The following is a 15,041-nucleotide window of genomic DNA, read 5'->3' as shown; positions in this document are numbered from 1 at the left end:
GAGTACGATGTTTAAAAAATATCTGATGCTAGTGTTGATGGTCTTCTTAACGGCCTGTGAGCACAGCGAGCCGTTCGGTAATGACCAGTATGGAGCGCCGATTCCTGCCTCTTGGCTGGCAGAACAGTGGTTAGTGATTAACTATTGGGCGGTGTGGTGTGCACCATGTCGGCAGGAAATTCCAGAGCTGAACCAGTTGCACAGCGAGCTAGCAGAAAATGGAGTGCGTGTGCTTGGGGTCAATTATGATCAGTTACAGGGCGATGCGTTATTGGCTGATAGCCAGCGCTTACAGATCGCCTTCCCTGTCTTGAGTCGTGATCCAGCGACCCGCTTTAAGTTGCCGCCTACACGGGGACTGCCCGCAACTTATTTGGTTAATCCGCAAGGCGTATTGGTGGGTGAGTTGCGTGGTGAGCAGACTCAGCAGAGTATTGTGGATGCGTTACGTCAGGCAGGTTGGTCAGCGCGCTAATTGCGCTGACCAGATAGGAAGGTGGTTAAGTTGCTTTTTTACTGTCGCGTAAAGCGCGTTGCATTTCACGGTTGGAGTCACGTTCTTTTTCTACGTGGCGCTTATCATAATCTTTTTTACCTTTACCCAAGGCAATTTCGCATTTGACCAAATGTTTTTTCCAGTACAGAGCCAAAGCCACACAGGTGTAGCCTTTTTGCTGTACACCAATAAAGAGCTTATCCAACTCATTACGGTTGAGTAATAGTTTACGGGTGCGTGTGGGATCCGCAATCACATGGGTGCTGGCAGTTTTCAGAGGGCTAATATGACAGCCCATCAACCATGCTTCGCCATCTTTAAGCAATACATAGCTGTCGACCAGCTGTGCTTTGCCAGCGCGTAAGCTTTTGATTTCCCAGCCGGACAGGGCAATGCCTGCCTCCATGCGCTGCTCGACAAAATAATCATGTAGCGCTTTTTTATTGAGCGCTATGGTGCCTTTCGGTTGTTTTTTATGTTTAGCCATAAGAAAGGATTATAAGACCTAATCTGTCATCTGGCGAGAGGTGGGTAAGGAATCTTTCTGCTTTGCTTGAGAGCTGGCTACGAATGCACGACAATGGACAACAAATTACCGTGCTTTGTACTTGAGTGTAGGCATTGGAATTCGGTGCCAGTTGCAGTCTATTTGGTATGACATGCTTGCTGATATTCACACTGCGTCGTTCTATCAGCAAGCTTTATTGGTGGGTGAAAAGTTATTATGGCCACACAGATTCAACGCTCTGCTTTACTGCCTTACAGTGCTGTAGAAATGTATGACTTGATCAATGATGTTTGCAAATACCCAGAGTTTTTACCTTGGTGCTCAGCCAGTGAAGTGCTTGAGCAGGGGGATGGCTATATGCGCGCCGCTTTAGTGATTGCGAAAGGGCATTTATCCCAACGCTTTGTCACTAAAAATACTTTGGTGCCAGGGCAGAGTGTCAGTATGAGTCTAGAAGAAGGCCCTTTTAGTAAACTGCACGGAGTTTGGGAGTTTAAAGCGCTCAATGAAAAAGCCTGCAAAATCAGTTTGGATTTAGAGTTTGATTATGCTGGCCCCATTATTAAGGCCACGCTAGGTCCTTTGTTCACCCAAGCTGCCAACACCATGGTGGATGCGTTTTGTCAGCGAGCCAAAGAACTCTATGGGTAAGCCAATGATTACGGTCGAAGTGGCTTACGCATTAGCCCATAAGCAAAAAATAGTACAGTTGCAGGTGCCTGAGGGGACGACGGTTCGTGAGGCTGCTTTGCGCTCAGGTCTGGATGCAGAGTTTCCAGAGCTGGATCTGAGTGAAAGTCCGTTGGGTATTTTTGGCAAGGGCATTGCGCGACCGCAAGAGCATGTCTTGCAAGACAATGATCGAGTAGAGATTTACCGCCCGCTGTTAGCCGACCCTAAAGAGGTGCGCAAACAGCGAGCTGCCCGTGCCGCGGAAGCTAAAGCCGAGGCGGAGAAGACCGCCGCTGCCGACTGATGATCAGGGGCAGCGGGTGAGTTAAAACTCGTTGTCTTCTAAGCGAGATTTTGGGATTGGCGCAGCTTCAGCGGCATCCACTTCGCTCTGTATTTTTTCTTGCAGGGAGCCGGGCGCGGCTGGTTTAACGTTATCAGGCGCAGCTTGCGTTGTTGGCTGTGCAGGGGCTGCGGCAGTTTCGGAGTCAATTACTGTGGCCGAGTGGCCAAGAATTTCTTGGTCGCGGCTGATGCCGGGGACAAAGTCGCCACCTAAGCCTTGCAGTTCATTGTTTTCATCGAACAATAAGCTGATACGCTCTTGTTTACGTGTACCACCGGCTATTTGGATGCTGTATAAGTAGTCCCAGCGATTACTGTTGAACGTATCGGTAATCAGTGGTGTACCCATAATAAAGCGCACTTGACGAGTAGTCATGCCGGGGCGTAATTGGTCGACCATGTCTTGGGTTACGACATTGCCTTGTTGAATATCAATTTTATGAACGCCTGGAAATGAACAGCCAGCAAGGACCAATAGGCTGGCAAGGGTAAAACTGCGAATAATACGTGTGCTATTTTGCATTGGAGACGGACTTCCACTATCGTGAATAGGTAACAGATACGCTGACTATACCTGCATTGTGCGCCTCAGCGAAACCGCATTAGTGAGAAAATAACTATGGCTGAAAATAATGAATTACGTAAAGCGGGTTTAAAGGTCACTTTACCGCGTGTCAAAATCATGCAAATCCTTGAATCATGCGAGCCGCGCCACATGAGCGCCGAAGATGTCTACAAGTCCTTAATGGATGCTGGTGAAGATGTTGGCTTGGCTACGGTCTACCGTGTTCTGACGCAGTTTGAAGCGGCAGGCTTGGTTATTCGTCATAATTTTGATGGTGGCCACGCTGTCTTTGAGTTGGATGATGGAGAGCATCATGACCATATTGTTTGTGTCGACTCTGGCGAAGTCTTCGAGTTTTATGATGAAGAGATTGAAAGACGTCAGCATAAAATAGTCGAAGATATGGGCTATGAAATGGTTGATCATAATTTAGTTTTGTATGTGAAAAAGAAATAAACTGTATTCACCTACGCCACCTTATAAAGAGGTTTACGCAGCTGGTTATGATTGCTTGTCTTTACAGGACATCACTTCAGGATAATTGCTTTGTCTAAGCAAAAAGGCTCTGTTCAGGGCTTTACTGAGCGCTTTTATCGACCGCCGGTGCCGTCAGGCTATGTGCGCCGGCCCCGCTTGTGTGAGCAGCTAAAGCAAGGTCTGCAAGGGCGATTGCTCTTGGTCTGCGCCCCGGCCGGTTTTGGTAAAAGCGCGTTAGCCAGTGAGTTTTGTGAGCAGCTGCCTGCGCAGTGGCGCTCAGTATGGCTGGCATTAAGTGCGCGCTACCGTGAGCCGGGGCGTTTCTTTGAGTACTTTTTGGATGCTTTGCACAGTGTCTACCCAGATATTGCAGAGCAAGCATTGGCGGTTTTAAAGGCACGGCAAAGTCATCAGGCGTTTCCCTATGAGGCGTGGTTGGATGAGCTGCTGGACGAGATGAGTCCCGATTTAGATCCGCAGCAGCCGATCTTGCTGGTGCTCGATGACTATCATTTAGTGCAAGGAGAGGTTTTAGATCACAGCCTGCAATATTTTTTAAATCATTTACCGGCTGGGTTGGTGCTATTAGTCAATAGTCGCCAGCGCCCCAGTTGGCACTTGGCACGCTGGCGCTTAGCAGAGCAAATCCTTGAAATTAGTGAGTATGACTTACGCCTCGATGCTGATGAGTTACAAACACTGCTGGCTGAGCAGGGGCATGCGCAACTGGATGTGGCGGTGCTGCAAAATATCTTATCGCGCAGTGAGGGCTGGGTAGCCGGCTTGCGTTTATGGTTGTTGGCCATGCCTGCGGACCATGAATACGCCTTGTTATCGGGCCCGCATGGGGCGCAAGGCCTGATTCGAGAGTACTTACTGGAAGAAATTATCAGCCAGCAGCCACAATCTATTAAAGAGTTTCTAGCGGCTACGGCAGTGCTTGAGCGTTTTAATATTGAGCTGTGTGATGCCCTGCGCGGTGCACAAGACAGTGCGCAAATCATCGAGCATCTATTGGCCCATCAAGTGTTTTTAGTGCCACTGGATGAGCAAGGTGAGTGGTATCGCTACCATCATTTGTTTTCTGACTTATTACAGTCGCAAAGCCTACCTGCAGCGCAGTTGTTAATCTTGCATGAGCGGGCTAGCGCTTGGTTTGCGCAGCAAAATATGCTCAATGATGCTGTTGAGCACGCTTTATTGGCGGAGCAGCCAGAACTTGCTGCCAGTTTAGTGCAGGGCTCGGCGGAGGAGTTGCTGCTGGCGGAGCAAAATGTCAGCATGTTATTACGCTGGAAAATGGACTTGCCAGATAGCGTCTTAGCCAGCACTCCGCGTTTGATTATCTTGTATTGCTGGGCGTTGGGCTTGGCTTGTCAGTTGGATGCTGCTGAACAGCTCTTGGCCCAGCTTGAGAAGTTTTTACCCGCCCCCAACCCTGAAGAACAGCGTGGTCTGCTGGCCCAGTGGCAAGCTTTGCAAGGCTTGCTGGCGCGGGGACGGGGACAGGCTGATGAAGCTTGGCAACACTGTCATGCAGCGTTACAAGCGTTACCTGTAGAGCGGCATGGGCAGCGACAAATATGCTTGTCAGTGCTGGCGAATATAGCCGTATTGCGTGGCGATCTGGCAGCTGCACGGCAATTTACTCGGGAAGGCGTGGAGCTAGCACAGCGTGTCGGTTGTCGCCTGTATCAGGCGCTGGCGCATTACGATGGCGCTCGGGTTTTGCAGGCGCGCGGGCAAATTCAGCGCGCCCTCGAGCTGGTGCGAGAGGCGCTCTTATTGCTAGCAGAGATGCCCCGTGAGCGGGTGTATGCGGTGCGTGCTCGCTTGACCATATATGAGGGGTATCTGCTTGGAATGCGTGGGCATAGCCAAGAGGCACGGATTAAATTGTATGCAGGGATCAATGAGGCGCAGGCTTGCCGTGATGCCAGTTTATTGATTGGTTTTCGCATGCAGGTGATCCTCGAAGGTGCAGCTGGGCGTATGCCCGAAGCTTTTGCCCAGTTGGCTGAGGCAGAGCGAATTATGCACACTTGGGATGTGCCACCAATTTATTATCTGGCGATGCTGACGCTCAGTAAGTGCGAATTATGGCTGCAGCAGGGGCAGGTTGAACTGGCGCAAGTTTGGCTCGAGCGCTTATCTGAGACGTATAGCTTAAGCAAGATTGATAAGGCCTCTGAGTTTCACCCGCAACTGGCGTTGTATGTTGAGTTGCAAGTGGCGCTAATGGAGCACAGTACCGGCCAGATTGCTGCAGCAGAGCAGCGTTTAGAGGATTTGATTGAGTATGCAGAGCAACATGACTGCATGGTTATCGCCTTAACTGCGCGGGTGCAGTTGTGTGTGTGCCTAAAGCAGCGCAAGCTGGATGAGCCAGCAGCTCAGCAGTTGCAACGAGCTTTAGCTCTAGGTGCTGGCGGCGCTGTTTTGCCTTTTCAGCCGTTGTTTGCGCAGTACCCTGAGTGGTTGCGTGAGCAGTTAAGTCGCAGTGCTCAGCATGCCATACACAATGACTTGCTGGCAGCGTTGCCGCGAGTAAAAGAGGCCGCTGTGGCAAGCGCTGATATGGCCCAGTATGAAGCCTTAAGTGCGCGAGAGTTAGCTGTTTTACAGCTGATTGCAGAAGGTTGTTCTAATCAAGAAGTGAGCGATAAGTTGTTTATTTCGCTGCATACGGTAAAAACCCATGCGCGCAATATTAACCTCAAACTTGGCGTGGAGCGCCGTACGCAAGCCGTGGCCCGTGCGCAAGCTCTGGGCATCTTGGTTTGATTATTGTGGGTTAAAAGCTGGGCTTAACCCTGATTAAAATTGAGCTGTGGCTAAAGTAGAGCGCTGATAAAAATCGCTTCGTAGTGTCAGCTTTTTTAGCTTACCGTGACGTCGAAACAATAAAGCCCGCGTAGTTGCGGGCTTTATTATTGGTGCAAGTGGCGGGTAGAGATTATTGCTGGTCAGCGTAGACCTGATCGAAAACACCACCATCGTTAAAGTGAGTTTTTTGGATCTCTGGCCAGCTGCCAAAGGTTTCTTCCACGGGCATAAAGTCTACTTCAGGGAAACGGTCAGAAAACTCAGCGAGGATTACTTGATTGCGTGGACGCAAATAGTTATTGGCAGCAATGCGTTGGGCTTCATCGGACCACAAATAATTTAAGTAGGCTTCAGCGACTGCACGTGATCCTTTGCGGTCAACAACTTTATCCACAATGGCAACTGGCGGCTCAGCTTCTGCGCTGACGCTGGGGTAAACCACTTCAAAAGCACCGCTTCCGAACTCGCGGGCAATCATTTCGGCTTCATTTTCAAAGGTAACCAGCACATCACCAATTTGGTTTTGCATAAAGGTGCTGGTTGCTGCGCGGCCACCGGTATCCAGAACGGGTGCTTGTTTAAACAGTTTGCCGACAAACTCTTTAGCCTCTTGCTCGCTACCGCCATTTTTCAGGACATACGCCCAAGCTGATAAATATGTATATCGGCCATTACCTGAGGTTTTTGGGTTAGGCACAATAACTTGGACGCCTTCTTTTAACAGGTCCGGCCAGTCTTGCAGGTTTTTAGGGTTGCCTTTGCGCACAATCAACACAGTGGCAGAGGTAAAGGGCGCGCTGTTATCCGGTAGGCGTTCAGCCCAGTTTTCCGGGATCAAGTCGCCATACTCATGCAGAGCATTGATATCGGTGGCCATATTCATGGTGATCACATCAGCGGGGAGGCCATCAATCACTGAGCGTGCTTGTTTGCTAGAGCCGCCATGGGACATTTGCAGCTGTATAGGCTTATTGCCCTGCGCTTGCCAATGCTGCTGGAATGCTGGGTTGTATTCTTTATAGAAATCACGCATGACATCATACGAAACGTTAAGTAGCGGTGCTGCTTGTAGAGTGCTAACACTACTGAAGCTTAGGGCGAGAAGTGATGCGGTCAGCAAGCGTTTCATGGCGTAATCCCTTTGAAATTAATGAGAAGATGCTCACTATAGGGAAGGCTTGTTATGCTGTAAAAGAATTAGAAGTAATTTTGATATGCCTTATGCGCATAAAAAAGCCCTCGCTAGGAGGGCTTTTCAGGTATAACACCATTACATATTTGGGTAGTTGGGCCCGCCAGTACCTTCTGGGGCTACCCAATTAATATTTTGTGCAGGGTCCTTGATGTCACAGGTCTTACAATGCACACAGTTCTCAGCATTAATTTGGAAACGCTTGCCTTCACTGTCTTCAACGATTTCATACACGCCAGCTGGGCAATAACGCTGTGCTGGTTCGTCATACATGGAAAGGTTCTTGCCCAGCGGAATACTTGCGTCAGTTAAGACCAGGTGGCATGGCTGGTTTGCTTCGTGAGCGGTGTTCGATAGAAAAACTGAGCTCAATTTATCGAAACTCAGTTTGCCATCGGGTTTTGGGTAGCTGATTTTCTTTGAATCAGATGCCAGCTTTAACTTAGCGTAATCCGGTGTGGTGTCACGCAGGGTGAAAGGGATTTTACCGCCAAAAATATTTTGGTCGATGTAGTTGAATGCCCCGCCCAAGAGTGCGCCATACTTATGAATTGCTGCACCAAAGTTGCGACTGGTGAACAAGTCTTCGTAGAGCCAGCTGGCTTTGAACGCGTCCACATAGGCTGTGAGTTCATCACCACCTTCGCGGCCTTGGATAATTGCATCTGCAGCGGCTTCAGCGGCTAACATGCCGGACTTCATCGCTGTGTGATTGCCTTTAATTTTAGCAAAGTTGAGCGTACCTAAGTCACAACCTACCAAGGCACCACCGGGGAAGACCATTTTTGGTAAGGAGTTGTAGCCACCTTTGGAAATGGCGCGAGCACCATAAGCAACGCGAGTGCCGCCTTCGAGGTACTGGCTAATGACTGGGTGGTGTTTGTAGCGCTGGAACTCATCGAAAGGTGATAAGTACGGGTTGCTATAAGACAAGTCAACAATCAAACCCACAACTACTTGGTTATTTTCGGTGTGATAGAGGAAAGAGCCACCTGGGTTGTCGTCGTCAAGAGGCCAGCCAGCAGTGTGTACCACTAAGCCTTCTTCGTGTTTAGCGGGGTCAATATCCCAAATTTCTTTGATACCGATGCCGTAATGCTGTGCATCAGCTTCGCTGTCAAGGTTGTAGCGCTTAATCAGTTGTTTACCAATATGACCGCGGCAACCTTCGGCAAATAAGGTGTATTTAGCTCGCAACTCCATACCTGGGGTGTACATGCCTTCTTTAGGATTGCCGTCACGGTCAACCCCCATGTCGCCGGTCAAAATCCCGTAAACCGCACCGTCTTCATTAATAAGAGCTTCTTGTGCAGCAAAGCCTGGGTAGACTTCTACGCCCAAGTTTTCTGCCTGCTCGGCCAGCCAGCGGCATAAATTACCCAAAGAAATGATGTAGTTGCCTTCGTTGTGCATCGTTTTAGGCACAAAAAAGTTTGGGATTTTCTGCCCTTTATCTGCGTTTTTTAGCAAATAAATATCATCACGCTTCACTGGCGTGTTGATTGGAGCACCAAGTTCTTTCCAATCGGGGAACAATTCATCAAGTGCGCGCGTCTCAAAAACGGCGCCAGAAAGGATGTGGGCACCGACTTCGGAACCCTTCTCAACGACGCAAACGCTGATCTCTTGACCGGCCTCTGCTGCCTTTTGTTTCAGTCGGCATGCTGCTGAAAGCCCCGAGGGGCCTGCACCAACGATGACAACATCGAATTCCATAAATTCGCGTTCCACAAGCTATCTCCTACTCATGCTGTTCATTATTTTAATTTGGAAGGCTTGAATCTCTCACCAGAATCTGTGAGGGTTTTTCGCATTATAACTATGACTGCGCTGTGTTCCAATACAAACGCTCGTTTGAATTTTTTAAAACCCTGTTAGAATGAAATTCAAAGGTGGGCCGAAAAGGCTGTATTGTTGTATTGACCGACTTGGGTCTTACGTTCAAGATAGCAAAAGTTTTGTGCTTATCTGATTTGGTAGTTGTATATTCGACCAAGTGCATCACTGCCAGGCTTGCTTGGCGACATTTTTTATTCACCCGAGATAACGAGGAATCCATGAAGGTTCTAGTAGCTGTCAAACGAGTGGTAGACTATAACGTCAAGGTTCGCGTTAAAGCGGACAATTCTGGCGTTGATCTCGCCAACGTTAAAATGTCTATGAACCCTTTCTGCGAAATTGGCGTTGAAGAAGCCATCCGCTTAAAGGAAAAAGGTATTGCAACTGAAGTGGTTGCAGTTTCTATTGGCCCAACTGCTGCGCAAGAGCAGTTACGTACAGCCCTAGCATTGGGTGCTGACCGTGCGATCTTGATCGAAAGCAATGACGAGTTGCGCTCACTGGCGGTAGCTAAGCTACTCAAAGCCGTAGTGGATCAAGAGCAGCCGCAGTTGATCATGCTGGGTAAGCAAGCAATTGACAGTGATAACAACCAAACTGGTCAAATGCTCGGTGCGTTAACAGGTTATCCGCAAGGTACTTTCGCTTCTAAAGTTGAAGTCGAAGGCGATAAAGTTAATGTAACCCGTGAAATTGATGGTGGTTTGCAAACTGTTGCGCTGAACCTGCCAGCAATTGTTACCACTGACTTGCGCTTGAATGAGCCACGTTACGCATCTTTGCCTAACATCATGAAAGCTAAGAAAAAGCCGCTGGAAGTTATCACTCCAGAATCTTTGGGCGTTTCTACCGAGTCCACCGTTACCACTTTGAAAGTTGAAGCGCCTGCTACACGTAGCGCGGGTATCAAAGTGAAGAGCGTTGCTGAACTGGTTGAGAAACTTAAAAATGAGGCGAAAGTAATTTAATGGCTATTTTAGTTATTGCTGAGCATTCGAATGACGCTTTGGGTGCTGCTACCCTAAACACAGTTGCGGCAGCTCAAGCAATTGGTGGCGATGTCCATGTACTGGTTGCCGGTGCTGGCTCTGCTGCAGTTGCTGAAGCAGCAGCAAAAATTAATGGTGTAAGCAAAGTGTTGTCAGCTGATAACGCTGCTTTTGCACACCAGTTGCCGGAAAACGTTGCGCCACTCATTGCTGAGTTGGGTAAAGAGTATTCGCATATTCTGGCTGCGGCGACAACAACCGGTAAAAACGTAATGCCACGCGTGGCAGCGTTATTAGACGTTGATCAGATTTCTGAAATTGTTGCAGTAGAAAGCGCTGATACATTTAAGCGTCCAATCTACGCGGGTAATGCGATTGCTACTGTGCAGTCCAATGCAGCAATTAAAGTGATCACTGTACGTGGTACTGGTTTTGATGCCGCTGCTGCAGAAGGCGGATCGGCGAGCGTTGAAGCTGTTAGCACTGGCGCTGATGCTGGTATCTCGGCATTTGTTGGTGAAGAGCTGGCGCAATCTGATCGTCCTGAATTAACTGCTGCTAAAGTGGTTATTTCTGGTGGTCGTGGTATGCAGAACGGTGAGAACTTTGAAATGCTCAACCGTATTGCTGACAAGCTTGGCGCTGCAGTGGGTGCTTCACGCGCTGCTGTTGACGCAGGTTTTGTGCCGAACGACATGCAAGTTGGCCAGACAGGTAAAATTGTTGCGCCAGAGCTGTACATTGCGGTTGGTATTTCCGGTGCAATCCAGCATTTGGCGGGTATGAAAGATTCTAAAGTGATCGTTGCGATCAACAAAGATGAAGATGCACCGATTTTCCAAGTTGCTGATTATGGTTTAGTGGCTGATTTATTCGACGCTATTCCAGAACTGGAAGCTGCCCTGTAAGGCTGTGAGTTCTAACAAGAAGCCCGCTTATAGCGGGTTTTTTGTTGCTGGCGGATTGATAAAATAATATTCAGAATACAGGGGCACGACACATGTGCCCATCATGCCGACGTGTTAATGGCGGTATGCAGTGCTTGGCCTTTATCAGATAAATGAGAAATTAAAGCTATGAGCTGGCGATTGGTGTTTTATGCTCTAGGAGTGACTATCAGCTGGAGTGCGTCACAGATTGTGGCTGCCAGCGAGCAAGGCTGCGCGGCATTAGTGGCAGTGAATTATATCGACTCAGGCTTAGTCGGCGAGGCTGCGGCTCAGCAGCTTGAACACTTCAATAGCGAGCTCATTGAGGCTTTAGGGCAGGCAACGCAGCTGGCGATAAAGCTTGAACCTAGCCAAGGGCATCAAGCCTTGGCTGAGGTGCGCAGTGGACGGGTTGATCTTGTCGTTGGCGTCAGCCCTGGGGTGGAGCCAGATGCACAGCTGAGTTACTTGGAGCCTGCGTACCTACAAAAAAACTACCGTTTGTGGCGACGTGCTGGCGAGCAGTTATCGCTAAAACGCTGGCCAGAATTGAGTGGTTTGCGTGGTGTGCAAGTTGCGCCGACAACTGAGTTGGCAGATTTTGCCGTGCAGGCCGAGTTGCTCAATTGGCCGGTGCGTACTGTGCAAAGCCTTGATGCAGCAGTGGATAAGGTTGTTGCAGGTCAGGCTGATTACTTGCTAGCGGAGCAGCAGGAGCTCGTGGCGCATCTGGAACAGCACAGCCTGGCGCAAGACTTTGAGTTTGTTGAGCCGGCGGCTGCAACTCAGGAGTTGTATGTGGCTTTAAGTAAAGACTCTGTATGCAATACTGCAGCGCTGCGCAGTAAGTTAAGCCAGGCGTTAGCGAAGCTAAGTCAGTAGAGCAAGGGCATCTGCTCGACACAAAAAAGCCCAGATCAAAACGTCGATCTGGGCTTTTTTGTTGAACTATTTTAGTTTCTTTGTTGCAGGGCAGCGATACGTACTTCTAGTGGCGGGTGGCTCATCAGTAAGCCTGCCAAACCTTCTTTTAAACCGCCGCTAATGCCGAATGCAGTTAAAGCTTTGGGCATTTCAGATTCAAGGCGTTGATCGCCACGTAAACGGTTTAAAGCGGCAATCATCGCGTGCTTGCCAGCTAAATCAGCGCCTGCTTCGTCGGCACGGAATTCCCGGCGACGGGAGAACCACATAACTATGATACTGGCCAGTAAACCCAGCACAAGTTCAGCAGCAATGGTAGCGACAAAATAGCCAATGCCACGACCGTCTTCGTTTTTCAACAGTACGCGGTCGACGAAATCACCGATGATGCGTGCGAAGAACATCACAAAAGTATTCACTACGCCTTGTAGCAGCGCCATAGTCACCATGTCACCATTGGCAACGTGACCAATCTCGTGGGCCAGCACGGCTTTCACTTCGTCTTGTGAGAAGTTATTGAGCAGGCCTTGGCTCACTGCAACTAACGCATTGTTGCGGTTCCAGCCAGTGGCAAAGGCATTGGCTTCGTTGGCCGGGAAAATACCCACTTCTGGCATACCGATGCCAGCCTTATTGGCCAACTCTTCCACAGTGTGCAGTAGCCATTGTTCTTGGCGGGTACGCGGCTGCACGATGACCTGGGTGCCTGTGCTTCTTTTGGCCATCCATTTCGAGATAAACAAAGAAATCATTGAGCCAGTAAAACCAAATACCGCACAGAATATTAATAGGTCGCCGTGGTTTTGACCGGTATAGCGATCAACGCCCAGCAGACTCAGGGTGATACTGGCAACCACCAATACTGCGATGTTAGTGGCTAAGAATAAAAAGATACGCATCATGTGCGAAAAACTCCAAAAGTGTAAACAGGTGAACTATATAAGGGCTGCGCGGGTGCGCTTCAAGGTGGTTTCTGTTGCAAACTGTGTCAGTTGAGTAAATTTAGCATTGGAAGAACCTTTGCATTAATTCAATCACCCGTTCGCTGTGCTGGGACTGCAATGCTTCGCGCAGCTGGTTGGCTAAACTACCTTGTGCGCGGCGCACGCTTGGTGGCGTATTTTTAAGGGCACAAGGCAGTGGGTTAACAGCGCTAGCTAGGCGTGCAAACGCTTTTTCGCTGAGCTCAATTTGATCTAAAGCTTCAAAACGAATGGTGCTTTGATAGCGCACATAGCCTTCTTCGGCTAACCAAAGAAAAGTGCTTAAGCAGCGCTGCTGACGTGCTTGCGGTAAACCAAACTCGTCAGGGGCCATATAGCCGATTAAATCATCCATGTAGAGTGTGCTTTTATTGGGAAAGGCCTGATAGAGCACGAGCAGGCCTTGCGCAGCATCCTGGTAAAAATCGTCAATATGCAGATCCATGCGAACTCACTGGCGATAGGTTTTTAAGAAATTGCCAATACGGCCAATGGCTTGTTCAAGGTCATCGACGCGGGGCAGAGTGACGACACGGAAATGGTCCGGCCAAGGCCAGTTAAAGGCGGTCCCCTGTACGACTAAGAGCTTTTCCGAGAGCAATAAGTCCAGGACGAATTTTTCATCGTTGTGAATAGGACAGATTTTCGGGTCGATTTTTGGGAAAGCATATAAAGCGCCCATAGGCTTCACGCAACTGACCCCAGGAATATCATTGAGTAACTCCCAAGTGCGGTTACGTTGTTCCAGTAAACGGCCGTTAGGCAGCACCAAGTCATTGATGCTTTGGTAGCCACCCAGAGCGGTTTGAATCGCATGCTGGGCTGGCACGTTGGCGCAAAGACGCATATTGGACAGAATATCCAACCCTTCTATATAGCTGCGCGCGCGGTGCTTAGGACCAGACACCACCACCCAGCCCGAGCGGAAACCGGCTACGCGGTAAGATTTAGACAGGCCATTAAAAGTTAAGCACAAAACATCGGGCGCTAATGAAGCTGCGCAAATATGCACGGCATCGTCGTAGAGAATTTTGTCGTAAATTTCGTCGGCAAACACCACCAGATTATGCTGGCGGGCCAACTCCATAATATCGAGCAGAACTTCTTTGGAGTACACCGCGCCTGTTGGGTTATTGGGGTTAATTAACACAATGGCTTTGGTGTTGGCAGTGATTTTACTGCGCATGTCATCAATATCTGGAAACCAGCCGGCTTGCTCGTCACATAAGTAGTGCACAGGTTTGCCACCGGCCAGACTGGTGGCTGCTGTCCAGAGCGGGTAGTCCGGTGCTGGTAATAGCACTTCGTCGTTATTATTGAGCAAAGCTTGGAGTGCAATCACAATCAGCTCGGAGACACCGTTGCCCAGGTAAATATCTTCAATGCCAACGCCTTCTACATGCATTTGCTGGTAATACTGCATGATGGCTTTACGGGCGCTAAATAAACCTTTTGAGTCGCTATAGCCCTGCGCGGTTGGTAGGTTGCGAATAACATCTTGCAGGATTTCTTCTGGTGCTTCGAAGCCAAAGGGTGCAGGATTACCAATATTAAGCTTAAGGATACGCTGGCCTTCGTCTTCTAGACGTTTGGCGTGTTTCAGTACTGGGCCTCGTATGTCATAACAGACGTTAGCGAGCTTGTTCGATTTGCTGAACTGCATGATGTTGAGTATCCCGAATAAATGAGGTCAATAAGGGGCAGTCGGTCGATAAAAAGCGCATTGTAGCGCTGACGTAGAGCCTGCCCGTACATTCTATTGCTGCTTCTTTGTTGCAGGCATAAAGAGGTACTTAAAGTCCCCTATCATACGACTGTACCGACAAAGGTGAAAGGGAGCGTTAGGCCCAAGCTCTGCTTTTAATTGGAGAAAATGATGAAAAAGGTTGAAAAGAGTCAAGAACAGTGGCGTGAAAAATTATCTGATGAACAATTTCGAGTTTGTCGCCTTGCAGGGACTGAGCGCCCGTTTACCGGTGAGTACCATTTGCCACAGTTTAAGGGCGTGTTTCATTGTGTCTGTTGTGAGCAACCGCTGTTTGATGCGCAGCACCAGTTTGATGCAGGTTGTGGTTGGCCCAGCTATTGGCAGGCAATTAACGAGACTGCGTTAACCGAGCATGCTGATACGAGTCATGGCATGCAGCGGGTTGAGGTGGTGTGTTCCAAGTGTGATGCGCACTTAGGCCATGTCTTTCCTGATGGCCCCGCGCCGACTGGCTTGCGTTACTGCATCAATTCCGTGGCGATGCGTCTTGAGCCTGCTGCGGCTGATTAAACTGAGCAGCCAGAAGTT

16 protein-coding genes are annotated in these 15,041 nt (G+C 49.2%); 9 read left to right on the top strand and 7 right to left on the bottom strand.

Translation table 11 applies throughout. The annotated features are described in order from the left end of the window. Positions 1-7: 7 nt before the first annotated feature. Entirely contained in the window at positions 8-475 is a 468-nt protein-coding gene (locus tag O6P33_RS11195) for a TlpA disulfide reductase family protein (RefSeq protein WP_269817859.1), read from the top strand. A 25-nt stretch (positions 476-500) separates the two neighbouring features. Here O6P33_RS11195 and smpB read toward each other — a convergent pair whose 3' ends face one another. Further along, entirely contained in the window at positions 501-983 is a 483-nt protein-coding gene (gene smpB, locus O6P33_RS11190; RefSeq protein WP_269817858.1) for an SsrA-binding protein SmpB, read from the bottom strand. 237 nt (positions 984-1,220) lie between these two features. On the opposite strand from smpB, the gene O6P33_RS11185 reads away from it, so the two are divergent. Both O6P33_RS11185 and O6P33_RS11180 read left to right on the top strand, forming a co-directional pair. After that, positions 1,221-1,655 carry a type II toxin-antitoxin system RatA family toxin gene (locus O6P33_RS11185; RefSeq protein WP_269817857.1) on the top strand — a complete coding sequence of 145 codons (435 nt, stop codon included), beginning with the start codon at positions 1,221-1,223 and terminating at the stop codon, positions 1,653-1,655. Further along, positions 1,648-1,980, top strand: a complete 333-nt coding sequence (locus O6P33_RS11180) for an RnfH family protein (protein ID WP_269817856.1) — start codon at positions 1,648-1,650, stop codon at positions 1,978-1,980. Before O6P33_RS11185 ends, O6P33_RS11180 begins: the two co-directional genes overlap by 8 nt. Positions 1,981-2,001: 21 nt before the next feature. Here O6P33_RS11180 and O6P33_RS11175 read toward each other — a convergent pair whose 3' ends face one another. Beyond that, positions 2,002-2,544 (bottom strand): outer membrane protein assembly factor BamE, encoded by a 543-nt coding sequence (locus tag O6P33_RS11175; protein ID WP_269817855.1) that lies wholly within the window; start codon positions 2,542-2,544, stop codon positions 2,002-2,004. 96 nt (positions 2,545-2,640) lie between these two features. On the opposite strand from O6P33_RS11175, the gene fur reads away from it, so the two are divergent. Further along, positions 2,641-3,042 (top strand): ferric iron uptake transcriptional regulator, encoded by a 402-nt coding sequence (gene fur / locus O6P33_RS11170; RefSeq protein WP_269817854.1) that lies wholly within the window; start codon positions 2,641-2,643, stop codon positions 3,040-3,042. A gap of 90 nt (positions 3,043-3,132) precedes the next feature. After that, positions 3,133-5,847, top strand: a complete 2,715-nt coding sequence (locus O6P33_RS11165; protein ID WP_269817853.1) for a LuxR C-terminal-related transcriptional regulator — start codon at positions 3,133-3,135, stop codon at positions 5,845-5,847. A gap of 172 nt (positions 5,848-6,019) precedes the next feature. Here the strand turns inward: O6P33_RS11165 and O6P33_RS11160 are convergent, their stop codons facing one another. Further along, positions 6,020-7,018 (bottom strand): sulfate ABC transporter substrate-binding protein, encoded by a 999-nt coding sequence (locus O6P33_RS11160; RefSeq protein WP_269817852.1) that lies wholly within the window; start codon positions 7,016-7,018, stop codon positions 6,020-6,022. Between the two features lie 141 nt (positions 7,019-7,159). Further along, positions 7,160-8,812 (bottom strand): electron transfer flavoprotein-ubiquinone oxidoreductase, encoded by a 1,653-nt coding sequence (locus tag O6P33_RS11155; RefSeq protein ID WP_269817851.1) that lies wholly within the window; start codon positions 8,810-8,812, stop codon positions 7,160-7,162. A 326-nt stretch (positions 8,813-9,138) separates the two neighbouring features. Between O6P33_RS11155 and O6P33_RS11150 the strand changes: the two genes are divergently transcribed. The 3 genes from O6P33_RS11150 to O6P33_RS11140 all read left to right on the top strand — a co-directional run bounded on the left by O6P33_RS11150 (position 9,139) and on the right by O6P33_RS11140 (position 11,720). Continuing rightward, a complete protein-coding gene (locus O6P33_RS11150) occupies positions 9,139-9,888 on the top strand; it encodes an electron transfer flavoprotein subunit beta/FixA family protein (RefSeq protein WP_269817850.1) in 750 nt (249 codons plus the stop codon). Beyond that, a complete protein-coding gene (locus O6P33_RS11145; RefSeq protein WP_269817849.1) occupies positions 9,888-10,817 on the top strand; it encodes an electron transfer flavoprotein subunit alpha/FixB family protein in 930 nt (309 codons plus the stop codon). Before O6P33_RS11150 ends, O6P33_RS11145 begins: the two co-directional genes overlap by 1 nt. A 168-nt stretch (positions 10,818-10,985) precedes the next feature. Next, positions 10,986-11,720: a substrate-binding periplasmic protein gene (locus O6P33_RS11140; protein WP_269817848.1), complete on the top strand. Its 735-nt coding sequence runs from the start codon at positions 10,986-10,988 to the stop codon at positions 11,718-11,720. Positions 11,721-11,791: 71 nt separating this feature from the next. Here the strand turns inward: O6P33_RS11140 and htpX are convergent, their stop codons facing one another. The 3 genes from htpX to O6P33_RS11125 all read right to left on the bottom strand — a co-directional run bounded on the left by htpX (position 11,792) and on the right by O6P33_RS11125 (position 14,408). Further along, complete coding sequence (htpX, locus tag O6P33_RS11135; protein WP_269817847.1) at positions 11,792-12,664, bottom strand: protease HtpX; 873 nt, start codon at positions 12,662-12,664, stop codon at positions 11,792-11,794. Between the two features lie 100 nt (positions 12,665-12,764). After that, positions 12,765-13,190: a hypothetical protein gene (locus tag O6P33_RS11130; RefSeq protein WP_269817846.1), complete on the bottom strand. Its 426-nt coding sequence runs from the start codon at positions 13,188-13,190 to the stop codon at positions 12,765-12,767. A gap of 6 nt (positions 13,191-13,196) precedes the next feature. After that, on the bottom strand, positions 13,197-14,408 hold the full coding sequence (locus O6P33_RS11125) for a pyridoxal phosphate-dependent aminotransferase (RefSeq protein ID WP_269817845.1): 1,212 nt from the start codon (positions 14,406-14,408) through the stop codon (positions 13,197-13,199). 213 nt (positions 14,409-14,621) lie between these two features. On the opposite strand from O6P33_RS11125, the gene msrB reads away from it, so the two are divergent. After that, positions 14,622-15,023 carry a peptide-methionine (R)-S-oxide reductase MsrB gene (gene msrB, locus O6P33_RS11120; RefSeq protein ID WP_269817844.1) on the top strand — a complete coding sequence of 134 codons (402 nt, stop codon included), beginning with the start codon at positions 14,622-14,624 and terminating at the stop codon, positions 15,021-15,023. The last annotated feature ends 18 nt before the right edge of the window (positions 15,024-15,041 follow it).

Origin of the sequence: Denitrificimonas caeni (genome assembly GCF_027498055.1) — a bacterium.
Lineage (GTDB): Bacteria > Pseudomonadota > Gammaproteobacteria > Pseudomonadales > Pseudomonadaceae > Denitrificimonas.
Note: the sequence above shows the minus strand (reverse complement) of the source record. Positions and strands in the feature narration are given on the sequence as shown.

Bases quoted from the DNA above. Each gene is read 5' to 3' on its own strand.
- O6P33_RS11195 (WP_269817859.1), top strand. From the start codon at position 8: ATGTTTAAAAAATATCTGATGCTAGTGTTGATGGTCTTCTTAACGGCC.
- smpB (WP_269817858.1), bottom strand. From the start codon at position 983: ATGGCTAAACATAAAAAACAACCGAAAGGCACCATAGCGCTCAATAAA.
- O6P33_RS11185 (WP_269817857.1), top strand. From the start codon at position 1,221: ATGGCCACACAGATTCAACGCTCTGCTTTACTGCCTTACAGTGCTGTA.
- O6P33_RS11180 (WP_269817856.1), top strand. From the start codon at position 1,648: ATGGGTAAGCCAATGATTACGGTCGAAGTGGCTTACGCATTAGCCCAT.
- O6P33_RS11175 (WP_269817855.1), bottom strand. From the start codon at position 2,544: ATGCAAAATAGCACACGTATTATTCGCAGTTTTACCCTTGCCAGCCTA.
- fur (WP_269817854.1), top strand. From the start codon at position 2,641: ATGGCTGAAAATAATGAATTACGTAAAGCGGGTTTAAAGGTCACTTTA.
- O6P33_RS11160 (WP_269817852.1), bottom strand. From the start codon at position 7,018: ATGAAACGCTTGCTGACCGCATCACTTCTCGCCCTAAGCTTCAGTAGT.
- O6P33_RS11150 (WP_269817850.1), top strand. From the start codon at position 9,139: ATGAAGGTTCTAGTAGCTGTCAAACGAGTGGTAGACTATAACGTCAAG.
- O6P33_RS11145 (WP_269817849.1), top strand. From the start codon at position 9,888: ATGGCTATTTTAGTTATTGCTGAGCATTCGAATGACGCTTTGGGTGCT.
- O6P33_RS11140 (WP_269817848.1), top strand. From the start codon at position 10,986: ATGAGCTGGCGATTGGTGTTTTATGCTCTAGGAGTGACTATCAGCTGG.
- htpX (WP_269817847.1), bottom strand. From the start codon at position 12,664: ATGATGCGTATCTTTTTATTCTTAGCCACTAACATCGCAGTATTGGTG.
- O6P33_RS11130 (WP_269817846.1), bottom strand. From the start codon at position 13,190: ATGGATCTGCATATTGACGATTTTTACCAGGATGCTGCGCAAGGCCTG.
- O6P33_RS11125 (WP_269817845.1), bottom strand. From the start codon at position 14,408: ATGCAGTTCAGCAAATCGAACAAGCTCGCTAACGTCTGTTATGACATA.
- msrB (WP_269817844.1), top strand. From the start codon at position 14,622: ATGAAAAAGGTTGAAAAGAGTCAAGAACAGTGGCGTGAAAAATTATCT.